Consider the following 18,590-nt stretch of genomic DNA (forward strand, 5'->3'; position numbering starts at 1 on the left):
CATGGTGCCGTCCGCCCTGGTGGTGCTGGAGGCACTGCCGCTGACGCCGAACGGGAAGCTGGACCGGCGGGCGCTGCCGGCCGTGGACTTCGCGGCGGCGGCCAGCTCGCGGGCGCCGCGCACCGCGCACGAGGAGTCGCTCGCCGCGATCTTCGCGGCGGTGCTGGATCTGCCCCGGGTCGGTATCGACGACAGCTTCTTCGACCTGGGCGGACATTCGCTGCTGGCCACGAAGCTGATCAACCGGGTGCGTACGGAAATGGGCGTCGAGCTGTCCATCAGGGCGGTGTTCGAGGCACCGACGGTGGCGGCGCTCGCCGAGCGCGTCGTCGGGTCGAAGAAGAGAGCACGGCCCGCGCTGCGGCCGATGCCGAGGTCTGGGAAGTAATCATGATTCCGCTGTCATTTGCCCAACGCCGTCTGTGGTTCCTTCAGCAGTTCGAGGGCCCGAGCGCGACCTACAACCTGCCGATGCTGCTGCGGCTGACCGGAGAGCTGGACGTCGCCGCGCTGGGCCGGGCGCTCGGCGATGTCGTCGAGCGTCACGAGAGCCTGCGCACGGTCTTCCCGGAAGCCGACGGCACGCCCTTCCAGCAGGTCCTGCCGGCCGAGGAGGGCCGGACGGACCTGGAGGTCGTCGCCTGCTCTCCCGAGGAGCTGGAGGAGGCCCTGCGGAGGGCGGCCGAGCACGCCTTCGACCTGACGACGCAGACGCCGCTGCGGACCTGGCTGTTCACGACCGGGCCGCGCGAGCACGTCCTGCTGCTGCTCGCCCACCATGTGGCGGCCGACGGCGGCTCGCTGGCCCCGCTGATCCGCGATCTGACGCAGGCGTACACCGCCCGGCGCGCGGGCGGGGCGCCGCAGTGGGAACCGCTGCCGGTGCAGTACGCCGACTACACCCTGTGGCAGCGCGAGGTCCTCGGCGACGAGGACGACCCGGACAGCCTGATCTGTGAGCAGGTCGCCTTCTGGCAGCAGGCGTTGGAGGGCCTGCCGGACGAGCTGGAGCTGCCCACCGACCGGCCCCGCCCGGCCGTGGCCAGCTACCGGGGCGACAGCGTCGCGCTGTCCTGGGACGCCGGGCTCCACGAGGGGCTGACCCGGCTGGCGCGCGAGCACCGGTCGAGCATGTTCATGGTCATCCAGGCGGCCCTGGCGGCGCTGTTGACGCGGCTCGGGGCGGGCACCGACATCCCGATCGGCTCGCCGATCGCCGGGCGTACGGATGATGCGCTGGAGGATTTGGTCGGGTTCTTCGTCAACACGCTCGTCCTGCGCACCGACACCTCCGGCGACCCGACCTTCGCCGAACTCCTGGGCCGGGTACGGGAGACGGACCTGGCGGCCTACGCCCACCAGGACGTGCCCTTCGAGCGGCTGGTGGAGATCGTCAACCCCACCCGCTCCCTGGCGCGGCATCCGCTGTTCCAGGTGATGCTGGTGCTCCAGAACAACGACAAGGCCGACCTGGAACTGCCGGGTCTGCGGGTCGACTTCGACGGGGTCGACACCGGAGTGGCCAAGTTCGACCTCTCCTTCGACCTGGAGGAGCGCCTGGGCGCGTCGGGGGAACCCGAAGGCATCGACGTCGACGTCGAGTTCGCCACCGAGCTGTTCGACCGGGAGACCGTCGAGGTGCTGGTGGCCCGCCTGGAGCGACTGCTGCGCGCGGTGGTGGCCGATGCGTCGCGGCCGGTCGGGGAGCTGGAGGTGCTGGCCGGCGAGGAGCGGGTCCGGCTGCTCGACGGCTGGAACGACTCGGCGCTGGAGGTGCCGGCCGCGACGCTGCCGGAGCTGTTCGAGGCCCAGGCCGCCCGGACGCCCGGCGCCCCCGCGGTGCTGTGCGGTACGGACGCGCTGTCGTACGCGGAGTTGGACGCGCGGGCCAACCGGCTCGCCCGGCTGCTGCTCGCCCGCGGCGTGGGCCCGGAGAGCCATGTGGCGGTGGCGCTGCCCCGCACGGTGGAGCTGCCGGTCGCGCTGCTGGCCGTGGCCAAGACCGGTGCGGCCTATCTGCCCGTCGACCCGGACTACCCGGCCGACCGGATCGCGTACATCTGCGCGGACGCGCGTCCGGTGTGCGTGCTCGCCGACACGAGCACGGCGGCGGCGCTGCCGGTGGACTCCGGTGCGCTGGTGGTCGTCGACGACGCGGCGACTCGGGCCGCGCTCGCCGCGCTGCCGGACGCCGGTCTGACGGCGCAGGAGCGGCCGGGCCCCCGCTCGGCGGACCACCCGGCCTATGTCATCTACACCTCCGGTTCGACGGGCCGCCCCAAGGGCGTGGTGGTCTCGGCCGGCAATCTGCGCAACTTCCTTGCCGCGATGGACGAGTGGGTCGCGCCGACGCCCGCCGACCGGCTGCTGGCGGTCACCACGGTCGCCTTCGACATCGCCGGCCTGGAGCTGTATCTGCCGCTGGTGCACGGTGCGGCGGTGGTGCTCGCCACCTCCGAGCAGGTCCGTGATGCGGCGCTGCTGGCCGATCTGGTGGCATCGGCCGGTGTGACCGTCATGCAGGCCACGCCCTCGCTGTGGCAGAGCCTGGTCGCCGAGCGCCCCGAGGCGCTGCGCGGGCTGCGGCTGCTGGTCGGCGGCGAGGCGCTGCCCGCGCCGCTGGCGCACCGGATGGCGGAGCTGGGGGCGAGCGTCACCAATCTGTACGGCCCGACGGAGACGACCATCTGGTCGGCGGCCGCGCGGGTCGGCGCCGACGGGTCCCCGCCCATCGGGCGGCCGATCGGCAACACCCAGGTGTATGTGCTGGACGCGAGGCTGCGGCCGGTGCCGGCCGGGGTGCCCGGTGAGCTCTACCTCGCGGGCCACGGTGTGGCGCGCGGCTACCGGGGGCGGCCGGATCTGACGGCGGAGCGCTTCGTGGCGAATCCGTTCGGTGCGCCGGGTACCCGGATGTACCGGACCGGTGATCTGGCGAAGTGGCGGGCGGACGGGCAGCTGGAGTTCGTCGGCCGGGTCGACCACCAGGTGAAGGTCCGTGGTTTCCGGATCGAGCTGGGTGAGATCGAGTCCGCCCTGGCGGCGCAGCCGGCCGTCGGCCAGGTCGCGGTGATGGTGCGCGAGGACCGGCCGGGCGACCAGCGCATCGTGGCGTATGTGGTGCCCTGCGTCGGCGGTGCGGCGCCGGTCGCGGCGGACGTGGTGAAGGCCGCGGCCCGCACGCTGCCGGAGTACATGCTGCCGTCCGCGTGTGTGGTGCTGGACGCCTTCCCGCTGACCCCCAACGGGAAGCTGGACCGCCGGGCCCTGCCGGCGCCGGGTCCCGCGGAGGCGGGCGCTCTCCAGGAGCCGCGCGATGCGCGGGAGGAGATCCTGTGCGGCCTGTTCGCGGAGGTCCTGGGCCTGGAGCGGGTCGGGACCGACGACAACTTCTTTGCGCTGGGCGGTCATTCGCTGCTGGCGACGCGTCTGGTCAGCCGGGTGCGGACCGTCTTCGGCGTCGAGCTGGCGGTCCGGGACCTGTTCGAGGCGCCGACGGTGGCCGGGCTGGCCGGCCGGTTCGACGGCGCGGGGCGGGCCCGTGCGGCGCTGGAGCCGATGGAGCGGCCCGAGCGGGTGCCGCTGTCGTTCGCGCAGCGGCGGCTGTGGTTCCTGCACCAGCTGGAGGGGCCGAGCGCGACGTACAACGTGCCGCTGGTGCTCAGGCTGACCGGCGCCCTGGACGTCGAGGCGCTGCGCGCGGCGATGGCGGATGTGGCCGGGCGGCACGAGTCCCTGCGGACCGTCTTCCCCGACCTCGACGGCACGCCGTACCAGCTGGTGCTCGAAGGCGACGCCGCCCGGCCGGTGGTCGAGGTCGAGCAGACCACGGCGGACCTGGTGGACGGGCGCCTGGCCGAGGCGGCCCGGCACCCCTTCGCGCTCACGACCGACATTCCGCTGCGGGCCTGGGTGTTCACCACCGCTCCCGACGAGCACGCCCTGCTGCTGCTGATGCACCACATCGCCAGCGACGGGGCCTCGTTCGCCCCGCTGATCGACGATCTGTCGGTGGCGTACACGGCGCGCTGCGCGGGCGCGGCGCCCCAGTGGGATCCGCTGCCGGTGCACTACGCGGACTACACGCTGTGGCAGCGGGCCGCGCTGGGCGACGAGGACGATCCGCACAGCCTGATCTCCGCGCAGACGGGCTTCTGGCAGCGGACGCTCGCCGGGCTCCCCGACCAGCTGGAGCTGCCCACCGACCGGCCCCGGCCGGCGGTGGCCGGACACCGCGGTGACGCCGCCGAGTTCGCCTGGGACGCGGAGCTGCACGAGGGCGTCGCCCGGCTGGCGCGGGAGCACGGGTCGAGCGTGTTCATGGTGCTCCAGGCGGGTCTGGCGGCGCTGCTGACCCGGCTGGGCGCGGGCACCGACATCCCGATCGGCACCCCGGTCGCCGGGCGTACGGACGAGGCGCTGGAGAAGCTGGTCGGCTTCTTCGTCAACACCCTGGTCCTGCGCACCGACACCTCCGGCGACCCGAGCTTCGCCGAACTCCTGGGCCGCGTACGGGAAACGGACCTGGCGGCCTACGCGCACCAGGACGTGCCCTTCGAGCGGCTGGTGGAGATCGTCAACCCCGTGCGGTCGATGGCGCATCATCCGCTGTTCCAGGTGATGCTGGTGCTGCAGAACACCGAGGACGGGGAGTTCGAGCTGCCGGGCCTCCAGGTCGGGACGGAGGACGTCGCCACGGGGGCCGCCAAGATCGATCTGGCCTTCAACATGGAGGAACTGCGCACCGACGAGCGGGCGTTCGCGGGGCTGGCGGGAACGGTGGAGTTCGCGACCGACCTCTTCGACCGGTCCACCGCCGAGCAGCTCGCCGCCCGGCTGGGGCGGCTCCTGCGGGCGGCGGTGGCCAACGCCGCCCGGCCGCTGACGGAGCTGGACGTGCTCGACGCGGCGGAACGCCACCGGATGCTCGTCGAGTGGAACGACACCGCGCGGCCCGTCACCGCCGTCCCGCTGCCCGAGCTGTTCCAGAGCCAGGCGGCCCGCACCCCCGACGCCCCGGCGGTCGAGCACGGCGCCACCGTCCTGACGTACGCCGAGCTCAACTCCCGTGCCAACCGGCTGGCGCACCGTCTGATCGCCCAGGGCATCGGCCCGGAGAACATCGTCGCCCTGGCCCTGCCGCGCTCCGCCGACCTCGTCACGGCCGTTCTCGCCGTCCTCAAGGCCGGCGCCGCCTATCTGCCCGTCGACCCCGACTACCCGGGCGAGCGCATCGCCTACATGCTGGAGGACGCCGCGCCCGTCGCCGTGGTGACGGACCGCGCGAGCGGCCGGACGCTGCCGGGGACCCACGTCCCGGTGCTGACCATGGAGGACGCGGCGGACGGCGCGGTGGACGGCGCCGCGTACGACCCCTCGGACGCCGACCGGACCATGCCGCTGCTGCCGGGGCACCCCGCCTACGTCATCTACACCTCCGGGTCCACCGGCCGCCCCAAGGGCGTCGTCGTCGCGCACAGCGGGATGGCGGGCTTCGCCGCCGACAAGATCGAGCGGTGCGGGGTCGAACCGGGCAGCCGGGTGTCGCAGTTCGCCTCGCCCAGTTTCGACGCCTCGGTGCTCGAACTGTGGCTGGCGCTGCTGTCCGGCGCCTGTCTGGTGATCCCGCAGGGCGGTCCGTTCGCCGGTGAAGCGCTGGCCCGGGTCCTTGCCGACCTGCGGATCAACCATGCGCCGATGGCCGCGGCGGCGCTGGCGAGCATGCCCGCGCAGGCGCTGCCCGAGCTGCGGTCGCTGGCCGTGGGCGGTGACGCCTTCACCGGTGAGGTCGTCGGCCGGTGGGCGCCGGGGCGGCGGATGTTCAACGGATACGGTCCGACCGAGGCGACGGTCTGGGTGACCTCCAGCGCCCCGCTGACCGAGCCCGTCGCGCCGCCGATCGGCCGCCCGGTCCTGGGCACCCAGGTCTATGTCCTGGACCCGTCGCTGCGGCCGGCCCCGGTGGGCGTACCCGGCGAGCTGTATGTGGCGGGCAGCCAGCTGGCCCGCGGGTATCTGCGGCGTCCCGGGCTCACTGCCGGGCGCTTCGTCGCCAATCCCTTCGGGGCGCCGGGCAGCCGCATGTACCGCACGGGCGACCTGGTCAAGTGGCGTGCCGACGGTGAGCTGGAGTTCCTGGGCCGGGTCGACCGGCAGGTCAAGATCCGGGGATTCCGCATCGAGCTGGGCGAGATCGAGAACCTCCTCGCCGCCCACCCCGCCGTCGGCCAGGCGGCCGTCATCGTGCGCGAGGACCGCCCCGGGGACAAGCGCGTGGTCGCCTATCTCGTACCGGACGAGGCCGGCAGCGCGGTCGACGTCGGCGGTCTGCGGGCGCATCTGGCCGGGCAGCTGCCCGACTACATGCTGCCCTCGGCGCTGCTGGTGCTCGACGCGCTGCCCCTGACGGCCAACAGCAAGCTGGACGTCGAGCGGCTGCCCGCGCCGGACTTCGCGGCGCTGGCGGGTGACCAGGAGCCGCGTACGCCGCGCGAGGAGACGCTGTGTGCGCTCTTCGCCGAGGTGCTGAACCTGCCGCGGGTCGGGGTCGCCAGCAGCTTCTTCGAGCTGGGCGGCGACAGCATCCTGTCGATCCAGCTCATCTCGCGGGCCCGTAAGGAAGGCATCGCGCTCACCGCGCGGGAGATCTTCCAGCACCAGACGGTCGAGGCGCTGGCGGCGCTGACGGCCGACGTTCCGGCCGGGGCCGCCGACGGCGACCCGGACGCCGGGATCGGTGCGCTGCCGCCGACGCCGATCATGCACTGGCTGCGCGAACTGGACGCTCCGGTCGCCGGCTTCAACCAGTCCATGATGGTGCAGGTCCCGGCGGACCTGGGAGAGCAGCGACTGACCGACGCGGTCCAGGCGCTGCTCGATCACCACGACGCGCTCCGCCTGCGGGTGCCCGAGAGCCCGGCACCGGACGCCGCGGGCGCGCCGGTCTGGCACCCCGAGGTCATGCCGCGCGGCAAGGTGGCGGCCGGGGACTGTGTGCGCCGCATCGACGCGGCGGGGGTGCACGGCGACGGTCTCACCGCGCTGATGGCCGCGGAGGGCGACCGGGCGGTGGCCCGGCTCGCACCGGCCGACGGGGCCATGGTGCAGGTGGTGTGGTTCGACCGCGGGCCGGGCGAGGCGGGCCGACTGCTGCTGGTGCTGCACCATCTGGTCGTCGACGGGGTGTCCTGGCGCATCCTGCTGCCCGATCTGACCGCCGCCTGGGAAGCGCTGGCGGCCGGCCGGACTCCGGCCCTGGAACCCGCCGGAACCTCCCTGCGCGAGTGGTCACAGCGGTTGACGGCCGCGGCGCAGCATCCGGACCGGCTCGCCGAACTGCCGGTGTGGCGGGAGGCCCTGCACACGCCGGAGCCCCTCATCGGCGGCCGGGCGCTGGATCCGGTCCGCGACCGGGGAGACGCCACCCGCTCGCTGACCCTCACCCTTCCCGCGGACCTCACCCGGCCCCTGCTGACGAGCGTGCCGGGCGCGTTCCACGCCGGGGTCAACGACGTCCTCCTGGCCGGTCTGGCGCCGGCCGTCGTGGAGTGGCGGCAGCGGTGGGGCGCCGGCGGCGGCCAGGTGCTGATCGACCTGGAGGGCCACGGCCGGGAGGAGATCGTCCCGGGTGCGGATCTGACCCGTACGGTCGGCTGGTTCACCAGCATGTATCCCGTACGCCTCGACCCGGGGCCGTACGACCGGGCCGAGGTGTGGGCCGGCGGGCCCGGCATGGGCCGGATGGTGAAGCTGATCAAGGAACAGCTGCGGGCCTTCCCCGACAACGGCATGGGCTTCGGACTGCTCCGCCACCTGAACCCCGCCACGGCGCAGGAGCTGTCGGGCCTCGGGAAGCCGCAGATCGGCTTCAACTACCTGGGCCGGTTCGCCGCCTCCGAAGAGACCACGGCCGCGGACTGGGACATGGCGCCGGACGCCACGCTGCCGTCGGGCCACGACCCGCGGATGCCGGTGACCCACGCCCTGGTCGTCAACGCGGTGACCGAGGACCACGCCGACGGTCCGCGCCTGTCCGCCACCTGGAACTGGCCGAAGGACCTGCTGGACGAACACGACGTACGCGCCCTCGCCGAGAGCTGGTTCGCGGCGCTGACGGCGCTGGTCACCCACTGCGAGGGCCGGGACGCCGGTGGACACACCCCGTCCGACCTCTCCCTCGGCTCGCTGAGCCAGGACGAAATCGACGAACTCGAAGCCGAATTGGAAATGCCGTGAAGACTCAGTCCGCACTCGAGGACGTCCTGCCGCTCGCGCCGTTGCAGGAGGGATTCCTGTTCCACGCGCTCTACGACGGGCAGGCGCCCGACATCTACAACGTGCAGCTCGTCCTGCGCATCGAGGGCGACGTGGACACCGCCGTACTGCGCCGGTCCGTCGACGCCCTGCTCACCCGGCACGCCAATCTGCGGGCGAGCTTCCGTACCCGCAAGAACGGCCAGCCGATCCAGGTGATTCACCGTCAGGTGCCGGTGCCGCTGCGGGAGGCCGCGCTCACCGAGGACGGGGAGACGGAGCGCGCGGCGGAGCTGGAGCGGCTGCTGGCCGCCGACCGCGCGGAGCGCTTCGACCTGGCCCGGCCGCCGCTGCTGCGGCTGACCCTGGTACGCCTCGCCGACCGGCGCTACTGCCTGGCTCTGACCGCCCATCACATCCTGCTCGACGGCTGGTCCACGCCGCTCCTGCTGGACGAGCTGTTCACCCTCTACGCCCAGCAGGGCAGCCCCGCCGGACTGCCCCGGGCCACCCCGTACCGCGACTACCTGGGGTGGCTGGCACAGCAGGACCTCGGCGCATCCGAACGCGCCTGGCGGCAGGCGCTGGCGGGCCTGGAAGGGCCGACCCGGGTCGCGGACACCGCGGACCGGACCCCGGCGCTGCCCGAACGCGTCCGGCGCGAGCTGTCCGAGGAGTTCACCGCCGAGCTGACGGCCGCGGCCCGCAGCCGCCGGCTGACGATGAACAGCGTGCTCCAGGGCGCCTGGGCGGTGGTCCTCGCCCAGCTGACCGGCCGGGACGACGTGGTGTTCGGCACGACGGTCTCCACCCGCCCGGCCGAACTCCCCGGCTCCGAGGCGATGATCGGGCTGTTCATCAACACCGTCCCGGTACGGGTCCGGCTGACGCGGGAGCGGTCCTTCCTGGACAATCTGGTCCGCTTCCAGGACGAGCAGAGCGCACTGCTCCCCCACCAGAACCTCGGCCTCGGCCGGATCCAGCAACTGGCCGGCGAGGGCGACCTCTTCGACACCACCACGGTGTTCGAGAACTACCCGCTCGGTGCCGGCGACGACGAGGAACCCGTCGCGGGGCTGCGGCTGACGGAGGCCGACGGCCGCGATGCGACGCACTACGCCCTGAACCTGGTCGGCGACCAGCTCGGCGGTCGGCTGACGCTGCGCCTCGACTACCGCGCCGACCTGTTCGCCCAGGACACCGCGGAGGCCGTCGTAGCCCGGGTCCAGCGGCTGCTGGAGTCGGTCGTCCGCGAACCCGAAACGCCGCTGGGCCACCTCGCCTTGACCGGCGCCGGTGAGCGCGACCGGCTCGACGCCTGGAACGCCACCCGGCACGAGGTCCCCGCGACGACGCTGAGCGCCCTCGCCGAGGCGCAGTGCGCCGCGACCCCCGAGGCCGTGGCGGTGGTGTGCGAGGACACCGCCCTCACCTACGCGGAACTCGACGAACGGGCCAACCGCCTCGCCCACCTGCTGACCGCCCGCGGCGCGGGCCCGGAGCACCTGGTGGCGCTGGCCCTGCCCCGCTCGGCGGAGATGGTCGTGGCGCAGCTCGCCGTGCTCAAGAGCGGTGCGGCCTACCTCCCCCTGGACCCCGGCCACCCCCGGGACCGCATCGCCTTCACCCTCGCCGATGCCGCCCCGGGCCTGGTCATCACGACCGAGGAGGCGGCCGGCGTCCTGACCGGCGTTCCGCACCCGCAGCTGGTGCTGGACGCCGCCGACACCCGCACCGCGCTGGCCGCACAGCCCGCCACCACCCCGGCCCGCCCCCCGTATTCGCCCCACCGTCCCGCGTACGCCCTCTACACCTCGGGGTCCACCGGCACCCCCAAGGGCGTCGTCGTCGAGCACGGTGCGCTGGTCAACCACATGTCCTGGATGGCCGACGCGTTCCCGCTCGGCGCGCAGGACACCGTCCTGGCCCGGACCGCGTTCACCTTCGACGCCTCGGTCTGGGAGGTCTGGCTGCCCCTGCTGCGCGGCGCCACGCTCTGCATCGCCCCCGAGGCCATCGCCCGGGAGCCGGAGCGGCTGGTCGCCTACATCCGTCGACACGGCATCACCGTCGCGCAGTTCGTACCCTCACTGCTGGCCGTCATGGCCGATGCGGCCGCCGGCGACGACCTGCCCCTGAAGCGGGTCTTCGCGGGCGGCGAGCCCCTGCCGCCCGCCCTGGCCGCGCGGACGGCCGAGACCTGGGGGGTGAGCGTGCACAACCTCTACGGGCCGACCGAGTCGACCGTGCAGATCACCACCCATGCCTTCGACCCCGACGCGGACACCGGCGCGGTCCCCCTCGGCGGCCCCGTCTGGAACACCCGCCTCCATGTCCTGGACTCCGCCCTGACCCCCGTACCGGTGGGCATCCCGGGCGAGCTGTACGTCGCGGGCGACCAGCTGGCACGGGGGTACCTGGGCCGCCCCGACCTCACCGCCGGCCGCTTCGTCGCCGACCCCTTCGGCGCGCCGGGCACCCGTATGTACCGCACCGGCGACGTGGTGAAGCGGCGCGCGGACGGGCTCCTGGAATTCGTCGGCCGCGCCGACGACCAGGTGAAGATCCGGGGCCTGCGCATCGAACAGGGCGAGATCGAGGCCGTCGTCACCGGCCACCCCGGGGTACGGCAGGCGGCGGTGATCGTCCGCGAGGACCGGCCGGGCGACCAGAGGCTCGTGGCCTACGTCGTCCCGACGCCGGAAGGTGACGCGACCCTGGCCGGACTGCGCGAACACGCCACTCGCGCACTGCCCGACTACATGGTCCCCACCGCCTTCGTCCCCCTCGACGCACTGCCCCTGACCCCCAACGGCAAGCTCGACCGGCGCGCGCTGCCCGCCCCCGACGTCGTGCCCACCACCGCCTCCCGACGCCCGCGCGACCCCCGGGAAGAGATCCTGTGCGGCCTGTTCGCCGAGGTCCTGGGCGTGGAACGGGTGGGCGCCGACGACAACTTCTTCCACCTCGGCGGACACTCGCTGCTCGCCATGCGCCTGATCAGCCGGGTCCGTACCGTCCTGCGCGTGGAACCCGCCGTCCGGGACCTGTTCGAGGCACCGACCGCGGCCGGACTGGCCGCCCGGCTGGACCAGGTCGCCGGGGCACGCGCGGCACTGGCCCCGGTGGCGCGGCCCGAGCGGGTGCCGCTGTCGTTCGCGCAGCGACGGCTGTGGTTCCTGCACCAGTTGGAGGGGCCGAGTGCGACGTACAACGTGCCGATGCCGCTGCGACTCTCCGGCGACCTCGATGTCGAGGCCCTGCGCACGGCGATCCACGACCTCGTCGAGCGCCATGAGTCCCTGCGGACCGTCTTCCCCGCCACCGACGGCACCCCGTACCAGGAGGTACTTGAAGGCGACGCCGCCCGACCGACGATCGACGTCGTCCACCTCAGCGAGGAGGACCTGGACACCGCCGTCGACCAGGCCATCTCCCACACCTTCGACCTCACCACCGACCTCCCCCTACGCGCCTGGGTCTTCACCCTGAGCACCGACGACCACCTCGTCCTGCTCCTCGCCCACCACATCGTCAGCGACGGCGCCTCCCTCGCACCCCTCGTCAACGACCTCTCCACCGCCTACACCGCCCGCCACAACGGCACCACCCCACAGTGGGCACCACTCACCGTCCAGTACGGCGACTACACGCTCTGGCAGCGCGACGTCCTGGGCGACGAAAACGACCCCGACAGCGTCATCGCCGAACAGATCACCTACTGGCAGCACCAACTGTCCGCACTCCCCGAGCAGTTGGAACTCCCGGCGGACCGCCCGCGACCCGCCGTCGCCAGCCATCGTGGCGAGAGCGTCGAGATGGAGCTGGACGCCGACGTGCACCGGGGCATGGTCCGGCTCGCGCGGGAGCACCAGGTCAGTGTGTTCATGGTCGTCCAGGCCGGTATCGCCGCACTGCTGACCCGCCTCGGCGCCGGCACCGACATCCCCATCGGCTCGCCCATCGCGGGGCGCACCGATGAGGCGCTGGAGGAGCTGGTCGGCTTCTTCGTCAACACGCTGGTGCTGCGCACCGACACCTCCGGCAACCCGACCTTCGCCGAACTCCTGGGCCGGGTACGGGAGACGGACCTGGCGGCCTACGCCCACCAGGACGTGCCGTTCGAGCGGCTGGTCGAGATCGTCAACCCCACCCGCTCCCTGGCGCACCACCCGCTCTTCCAGGTCATCCTGACCTTCCAGAACAGCAGCGACCTCGAACTCGACCTCGCGGGGCTGTCGGTCCGGGAACACGCGCTGGATGCGGCAGCGGCCAAGTTCGACCTGTCGTTCGCGCTGGAGGAGCAGCACGACGGGGCGGGTGCGCCCGCGGGGATGCGGGGGTTCGTGGAGTTCGCCAGCGACCTCTTCGACCGCGAGAGCGCCCAGGCGATCGCGGCCCGGCTGGAACGACTGCTGCGGGCGGTGGTGGCGGACGCCTCACGCCCGCTCGCGGAGATCGACATCCTGGCGGCGGAGGAGCGGGAGCAGCTGGTCAACGGCTGGAACGCCACCGCCCGCGACGTCCCCGACGCGACCCTTGCCGAGCTGTTCGAAGCCCAGGTGGCACGCACACCGGACGCCCAGGCCCTGGAGCACGAGGGCACCCGGCTGACGTATGCCGAACTCAACGCCCGCGCCAACCAGCTCGCCCACCACCTGATCGCCCAGGGTGCCGGCCCGGAACAGTTCGTTGCCATCGCCCTGCCGCGGACGATCGAGGCGGCCGTGGCGATCCTCGCCGTCACCAAGACCGGCGCGGCCTACCTGCCCATCGACCCGGACTATCCCGTCGACCGCATCGCCTACGTCCTCGGCGACGCCCGGCCCACCCTCCTGATCACCGACGAGAAGACCGCCGGTCGGATCCCCGACACCGGCCTGACGCTCATGACAATCGAGGCGACGGACACCCGCGGCCTCCCCGTCACCAATCCGACGGATGCGGACCGGGTGAGCGAGGCCCGGACCTCCCACCCCGCGTTCGTGATCTACACGTCTGGTTCGACCGGGCGGCCCAAGGGCGTCGTGGTCGAACACCGGTCACTGAACCTCTACCTGTCCTGGGCCCACTCCGCCTACCCCGCGATGAGCGGACGGGCACTCGTCCACTCGCCGCTTGCCTTCGACCTCACCGTCACCGGCCTGCTCGGGCCTTTGACGCTCGGTGGGTGCGCGCAACTGACCGACCTGGACGAGGGCGCTGAGCCGCAGCTCGACCAGCGGCCCACCTTCGTCAAGGCCACCCCCTCCCACCTGACGCTCCTCAAGAACCTCCCGGCCGATGTCTCGCCGACCGAGCAGCTCGTCCTCGGCGGCGAGGCACTCCTCGGCGAGGCGCTCGACGAATGGCGCGCCGCCCACCCCGACGTCACCGTCATCAACGAATACGGACCCACCGAAACCACCGTCGGCTGCACCCAGTTCCCCATCACACCCGGCCAAACGGCCCCCACCGGCACCATCACCATCGGCCACCCCATCTGGAACACCCAGATCCACATCCTCGACACCCACCTCCAACCCGTCCCCACCGGCGTCACCGGAGAGCTCTACATCGCCGGCAACCTCCTCGCCCGCGGATACCTGAACCGACCCGACCTCACCGCCAACCGCTTCGTCGCCAACCCCCACGCAACCCCCGGCAGCCGCATGTACCGCAGCGGCGACCTCGCCCGACGCCGCACCGACGGACACCTCGAATTCATCGGACGCGTCGACCACCAAGTCAAACTCCGCGGCCACCGCATCGAACTCGGCGAAATCGAAGCCGTCCTCACCAGCCACCCCGAGGTACGCCAGGCCGCAGTGATCGTCCGCGAAGACCAACCCGGCGACCAAAGGCTCGTCGCCTACATCGTCCCTGCCCAGGAGGGTGACACGACCCTGGCCGTACTGCGCGAACACACCACTCGCGCACTACCCGACTACATGGTCCCCAGCGCCCTCGTCACCCTCACCACCCTCCCCCTCACCCCCAACGGAAAGCTCGACCACAAGGCCCTCCCCGCACCGGAGTTCACCGGCACCGAAGGCGGACGAGGCCCGCGCACGGCACAGGAAGAGCTGCTCTGCGGCGTCTTCGCCGAGACCCTCGGCGCGGAACGCATCGGCATCGACGACAACTTCTTCGACCTCGGCGGACACAGCCTCCTCGCCATGCGTCTCGTCAGCCGTATCCGTACCGCCTTCGGTGGGGAACTCACCGTTCGCGAACTCTTCGAGGCGCCGACGGTCGCGGGTATCGCCGAGCTCCTCGGTACCGCGGACGACGGACGTACGGCGCTCGTGCCGATGCCGCGGCCCGAGCGCGTACCGCTGTCCTTCGCCCAGCAACGGCTCTGGTTCCTCCACCAGTTGGAGGGGCCGAGCGCGACCTACAACGTCCCGCTGCTCCTACGACTCACCGGGGCGCTGAACATCGACGCCCTGCGCGACGCGATCCACGACCTCACCGAGCGCCACGAATCGCTCCGGACCGTCTTCCCGGAGGCGGACGGCACGCCCTACCAGCACATTCTCGAAGGCGACGCCGCCCGGCCGACCATCGAGGTCGTCCGCACGGACAGCGACGGCCTGGAGGCCGCCGTCGACAAGGCCGTCACCCATGCCTTCGACCTGACCAAGGACGTGCCGCTGCGTGCCTGGGTGTTCGGCACGGAGGAGGAGAACGAGCACACGCTGGTGATCCTGGCGCACCACATCGTCAGCGACGGTCTGTCCATGGGGCCGCTGGCCCACGACCTCACGACCGCCTATGCGGCCCGCTGCGACGGCACCGCCCCGCAGTGGGCGCCGCTGCCGGTCCAGTACGCGGACTACACCCTCTGGCAGCGCGAGATCCTCGGCGATGAAAACGATGCCGACAGCGTCATCGCCGGGCAGATCGCCTACTGGAAGCGGCAGCTCGCCGCCCTCCCCGAGTGCCTCGAACTGCCCACCGACCGGCCCCGACCCGCCACCGCCAGCCACCACGGCGACAGCGTCCCCTTCACCTGGGACACCGAGCTCCACGAGGGCATCGCGCGCCTGGCGCGCGAGCACCGGGCCAGTGTCTTCATGGTCGTCCAGGCCGCACTTGCGACGCTGCTGACGCGGCTCGGTGCGGGTACCGACATTCCGATCGGGTCGCCGACCGCCGGGCGGGCGGATGAGGCGTTGGACGACCTGGTCGGGTTCTTCGTGAACACCCTGGTGCTGCGCACCGACACATCCGGCAACCCGACCTTCGCCGAACTCCTCGGCCGGGTACGGGAAACGGACCTGGCGGCGCACTCCCGGCAGGACGTCCCCTTCGACCGGCTCGTCGAACTCGTCAACCCGGTGCGGTCCCTGGCGTACAACCCGCTCTTCCAGGTGGTGCTGGGGCTGGAATCGGCGTCCGACGGTGAGCTCGCCATGCGGGGGCTCTCGGTCGGCGGTGCGGGCGTCGACACCGGTGTGGCCAAGGTCGATCTGGCCGTCAACCTCCAGGAGGTCTTCGGTGCGGGGGGCGAGGCCGCCGGTGTGCGGGGGGTCGTCGAGTTCGCGACGGATCTCATCGACCGGCGGACCGCCGAGACCCTCTCCGTGCGGCTGGAGCGGCTGTTGAGGTCGGCCGTGGCGGATGCCTCGCGCTCCCTCGCGGAGTTGGACGTCCTGTCCGGTGAGGAGCGTGAGCTGCTGATCGACGGGTGGAACGACACCGGCCGGGAGGTCGCGGTGGCCACGCTGCCGGAGCTGTTCGAGGCGCAGGTGGCGCGCACTCCCGATGCCCCGGCGCTGGAGGACGAGGGCAACCGGCTCACGTACGCCGAACTCAACGCCCGCGCCAACCGGCTGGCCCGGCTGCTCATCGGCAGGGGCATCGGACCCGAGCAGATCGTCGCGCTGGCGCTGCCCCGCTCGGTCGATCTCGTCATCGGCATCCTCGCCGTCCTGAAGACCGGCGCGGCCTACCTGCCCGTCGACCCCCACTACCCCGCCGACCGCATCACCTACATCGTCGAGGACGCGCGGCCCACCGTCCTCCTGACCCACGACGCGCACCTCGCGCACCTTCCCGCCACCGCGGCCCCCGTGCTCACCCTCGGCTCGCTCACCGGCAACCCGGGCGAGGCCAACCCCGACGCAACCAACCCGGGTGACGCCGACCGCACCACCGCACTGCTGCCGGGCCACCCCGCCTACCTCATCTACACCTCCGGCTCCACCGGCCGCCCCAAGGGCGTCGTCGTCTCCCATCGGGGCGTGGCGAATCTGTCGGAGCATCAGCGGGTCCGGCTGGGTGCGGGTCCGGGCGGCCGGGTCTCGCAGCTGGTGTCGCCGAGCTTCGATGTGTCGGTGGCCGAGCTGTGCATGGCGCTGCTGTCCGGGGCCTGTCTGGTGCTGCCGAACGGCTCGCCGGCCGGGGAGGAGCTCGCCGCGTTCCTGTCGGAGCAGCGGATCACGCATGCGCACATTCCGGCGTCGATCCTGTCGGGCATGCCCCGCCGGGAGCTGCCCTCGCTGGCGTCGCTCATGGTGGGCGCCGAGGCGTGCCCGCCGGACGTCGCGGCGTTCTGGTCGGCGGGGCGGCGCATGGTCAACGCCTACGGGCCGACCGAGGCCACGGTGGACACCAGCTTCGCGCTCTGCGGCCCCGACCAGGGGCCGGGGCCGACGCCCATCGGCCGGCCGGTGTTCAACGTCCGGATGTACGTCCTGGACTCGGCGCTTCAGCCGGTGCCGACGGGGGTGCCCGGTGAGCTCTACATCACCGGTCCGGGGCTGGCCCGGGGCTATCTGGGCCGGGCCGCGCTGACCGCCGGCCGTTTCGTCGCCGATCCGTTCGGTGCCGGTGGCGGGCGGATGTACCGCACCGGTGACCTCGTACGGCGGCGCGCCGACGGGCAGGTGGAGTTCCTGGGCCGGGTCGACCACCAGGTCAAGGTCCGCGGCCACCGCATCGAACTGGGCGAGATCGAGAACGCGGTGGCCGCCCAGCCCGCGGTCGACCAGGTCGCGGTGATCGTGCGCGAGGACCGGCCCGGCGACCAGCGCATCGTCGCCTACGTCGTGCCCGCCGGGACGGACGGCGCGGCGCCGGACGTGGCGGAGCTGCGCGCCCGGGTGGCCGAGTTGCTGCCGGAGTACATGGTGCCGTCGGCGTTCGTCGTCCTGGAGGCCCTGCCGCTCACGCCGAACAGCAAGCTGGACCGGGCGGCGCTGCCCGTTCCGCAGCTGCCCGGCGGCGCGGGCGGCAGGGGCCCGCGGACCGCGCACGAGAAGGCGCTGTGCGGGATCTTCGCGGAGGTCCTGGGTGTGGAACGGGTCGGGATCGACGACAACTTCTTCGATCTGGGCGGCCATTCGCTGCTGGCGACCCGGCTGACCAGCCGGATCCGCGCGGAGTTCGGCGTCGAGCTCGGTGTGCGCGAGGTGTTCGGGGCGCCCTCCGTCGCCGGCCTCGCCGGTCGGACGGACCCGGTCGCCGGGCAGGAGGGCGCGGACGACGGGCTGGGCGTGCTGCTGCCGCTGCGCACGTCCGGGTCCGGCACCCCGCTGTTCTGTGCGCATCCGTCCGTCCCGCTGAGCTGGTGCTATGCCGGTCTGCTGGGGGAACTGGACGCGGACCAGCCGGTCTACGGCCTCCAGAGCCGGGCACTGACCGGGGAGGCCGGCCTGCCGGGGACGTTCGCGGAGATGGTCGAGGACTACGCCGCGGAGATCCGGCGCGTCCAGCCGGCCGGTCCGTACCGTCTGCTCGGCTACTCCCTGGGCGGCAATATCGTGCAGGCGCTCGCCACCCGGCTCCAGGAGCTGGGCGAGGAGGTGGAGCTGCTCGTCGTCCTGGACGCGTACCCCGGAGGCGATGTCGAGGCGGTCGCGCTCGATGACGCCGAGGTGCTCGCCCGGTTCCATGCGGATCTGGGCGGGGACGGCGGTGCGGTGCCGGACGCGGCGCGGCAGCGGGCCGCGGTGATCGACTCGCTGCGGACGGGGCTGCCCGGGACCTTCACCGAGGAGCAGCTCGCCCGCATCGTCGATGCGATGGTCAACGGGGTCGGCAACAACAGCCGCTATACGCCGGGGGTGTTCAAGGGCGAGATGCTGCTGTTCACCACGACGGTCGGGCGGGCGGACCCCGGTGCCATGCCCGAGGCGTGGCAGCGGGTCGTCGCCGGCGGTGTGGAGAACCACCGCATCGCCTGCCTGCACGACGATCTGCTGGAGGGCGAGCCGCTGCGCGCGGTGGGTGCCGTCCTGGCGGAGCGGATACGGGAACTGGACGCCCGGGGGCGACTCCTGACGGGGCGCACCCCGGCCTGAGCCGCCCGGTGGCGGCCGGGGTCCGGGTGGCGGGGGCAGCTCCTGCCA

3 protein-coding genes are annotated in these 18,590 nt (G+C 72.8%); all 3 read left to right on the forward strand.

Features of this window, described 5'->3' with window-relative positions; translation table 11 throughout:
• Position 1 precedes the first annotated feature (1 nt).
• From B1H19_RS39705 to B1H19_RS08890, 3 genes are read left to right on the forward strand one after another with little or no spacing between them, the layout of a single operon-like run.
• Positions 2 to 388, forward strand: coding sequence for a phosphopantetheine-binding protein (locus tag B1H19_RS39705; protein WP_237289789.1), 387 nt, complete (start codon positions 2 to 4; stop codon positions 386 to 388).
• A 2-nt stretch (positions 389 to 390) separates the two neighbouring features.
• Positions 391 to 8,235 (forward strand): non-ribosomal peptide synthetase, encoded by a 7,845-nt coding sequence (locus B1H19_RS08885; protein WP_083104074.1) that lies wholly within the window; start codon positions 391 to 393, stop codon positions 8,233 to 8,235.
• The gene (locus B1H19_RS08890) at positions 8,232 to 18,542 is read left to right on the forward strand and encodes a non-ribosomal peptide synthetase (RefSeq protein ID WP_083104075.1); all 10,311 of its coding nucleotides are present in this window, start codon (positions 8,232 to 8,234) and stop codon (positions 18,540 to 18,542) included. The genes B1H19_RS08885 and B1H19_RS08890 overlap by 4 nt, the downstream gene beginning before the upstream one ends.
• Positions 18,543 to 18,590 lie beyond the last annotated feature (48 nt).

The sequence above is a fragment of the Streptomyces gilvosporeus genome (assembly GCF_002082195.1).
Taxonomy (GTDB): domain Bacteria; phylum Actinomycetota; class Actinomycetes; order Streptomycetales; family Streptomycetaceae; genus Streptomyces; species Streptomyces gilvosporeus.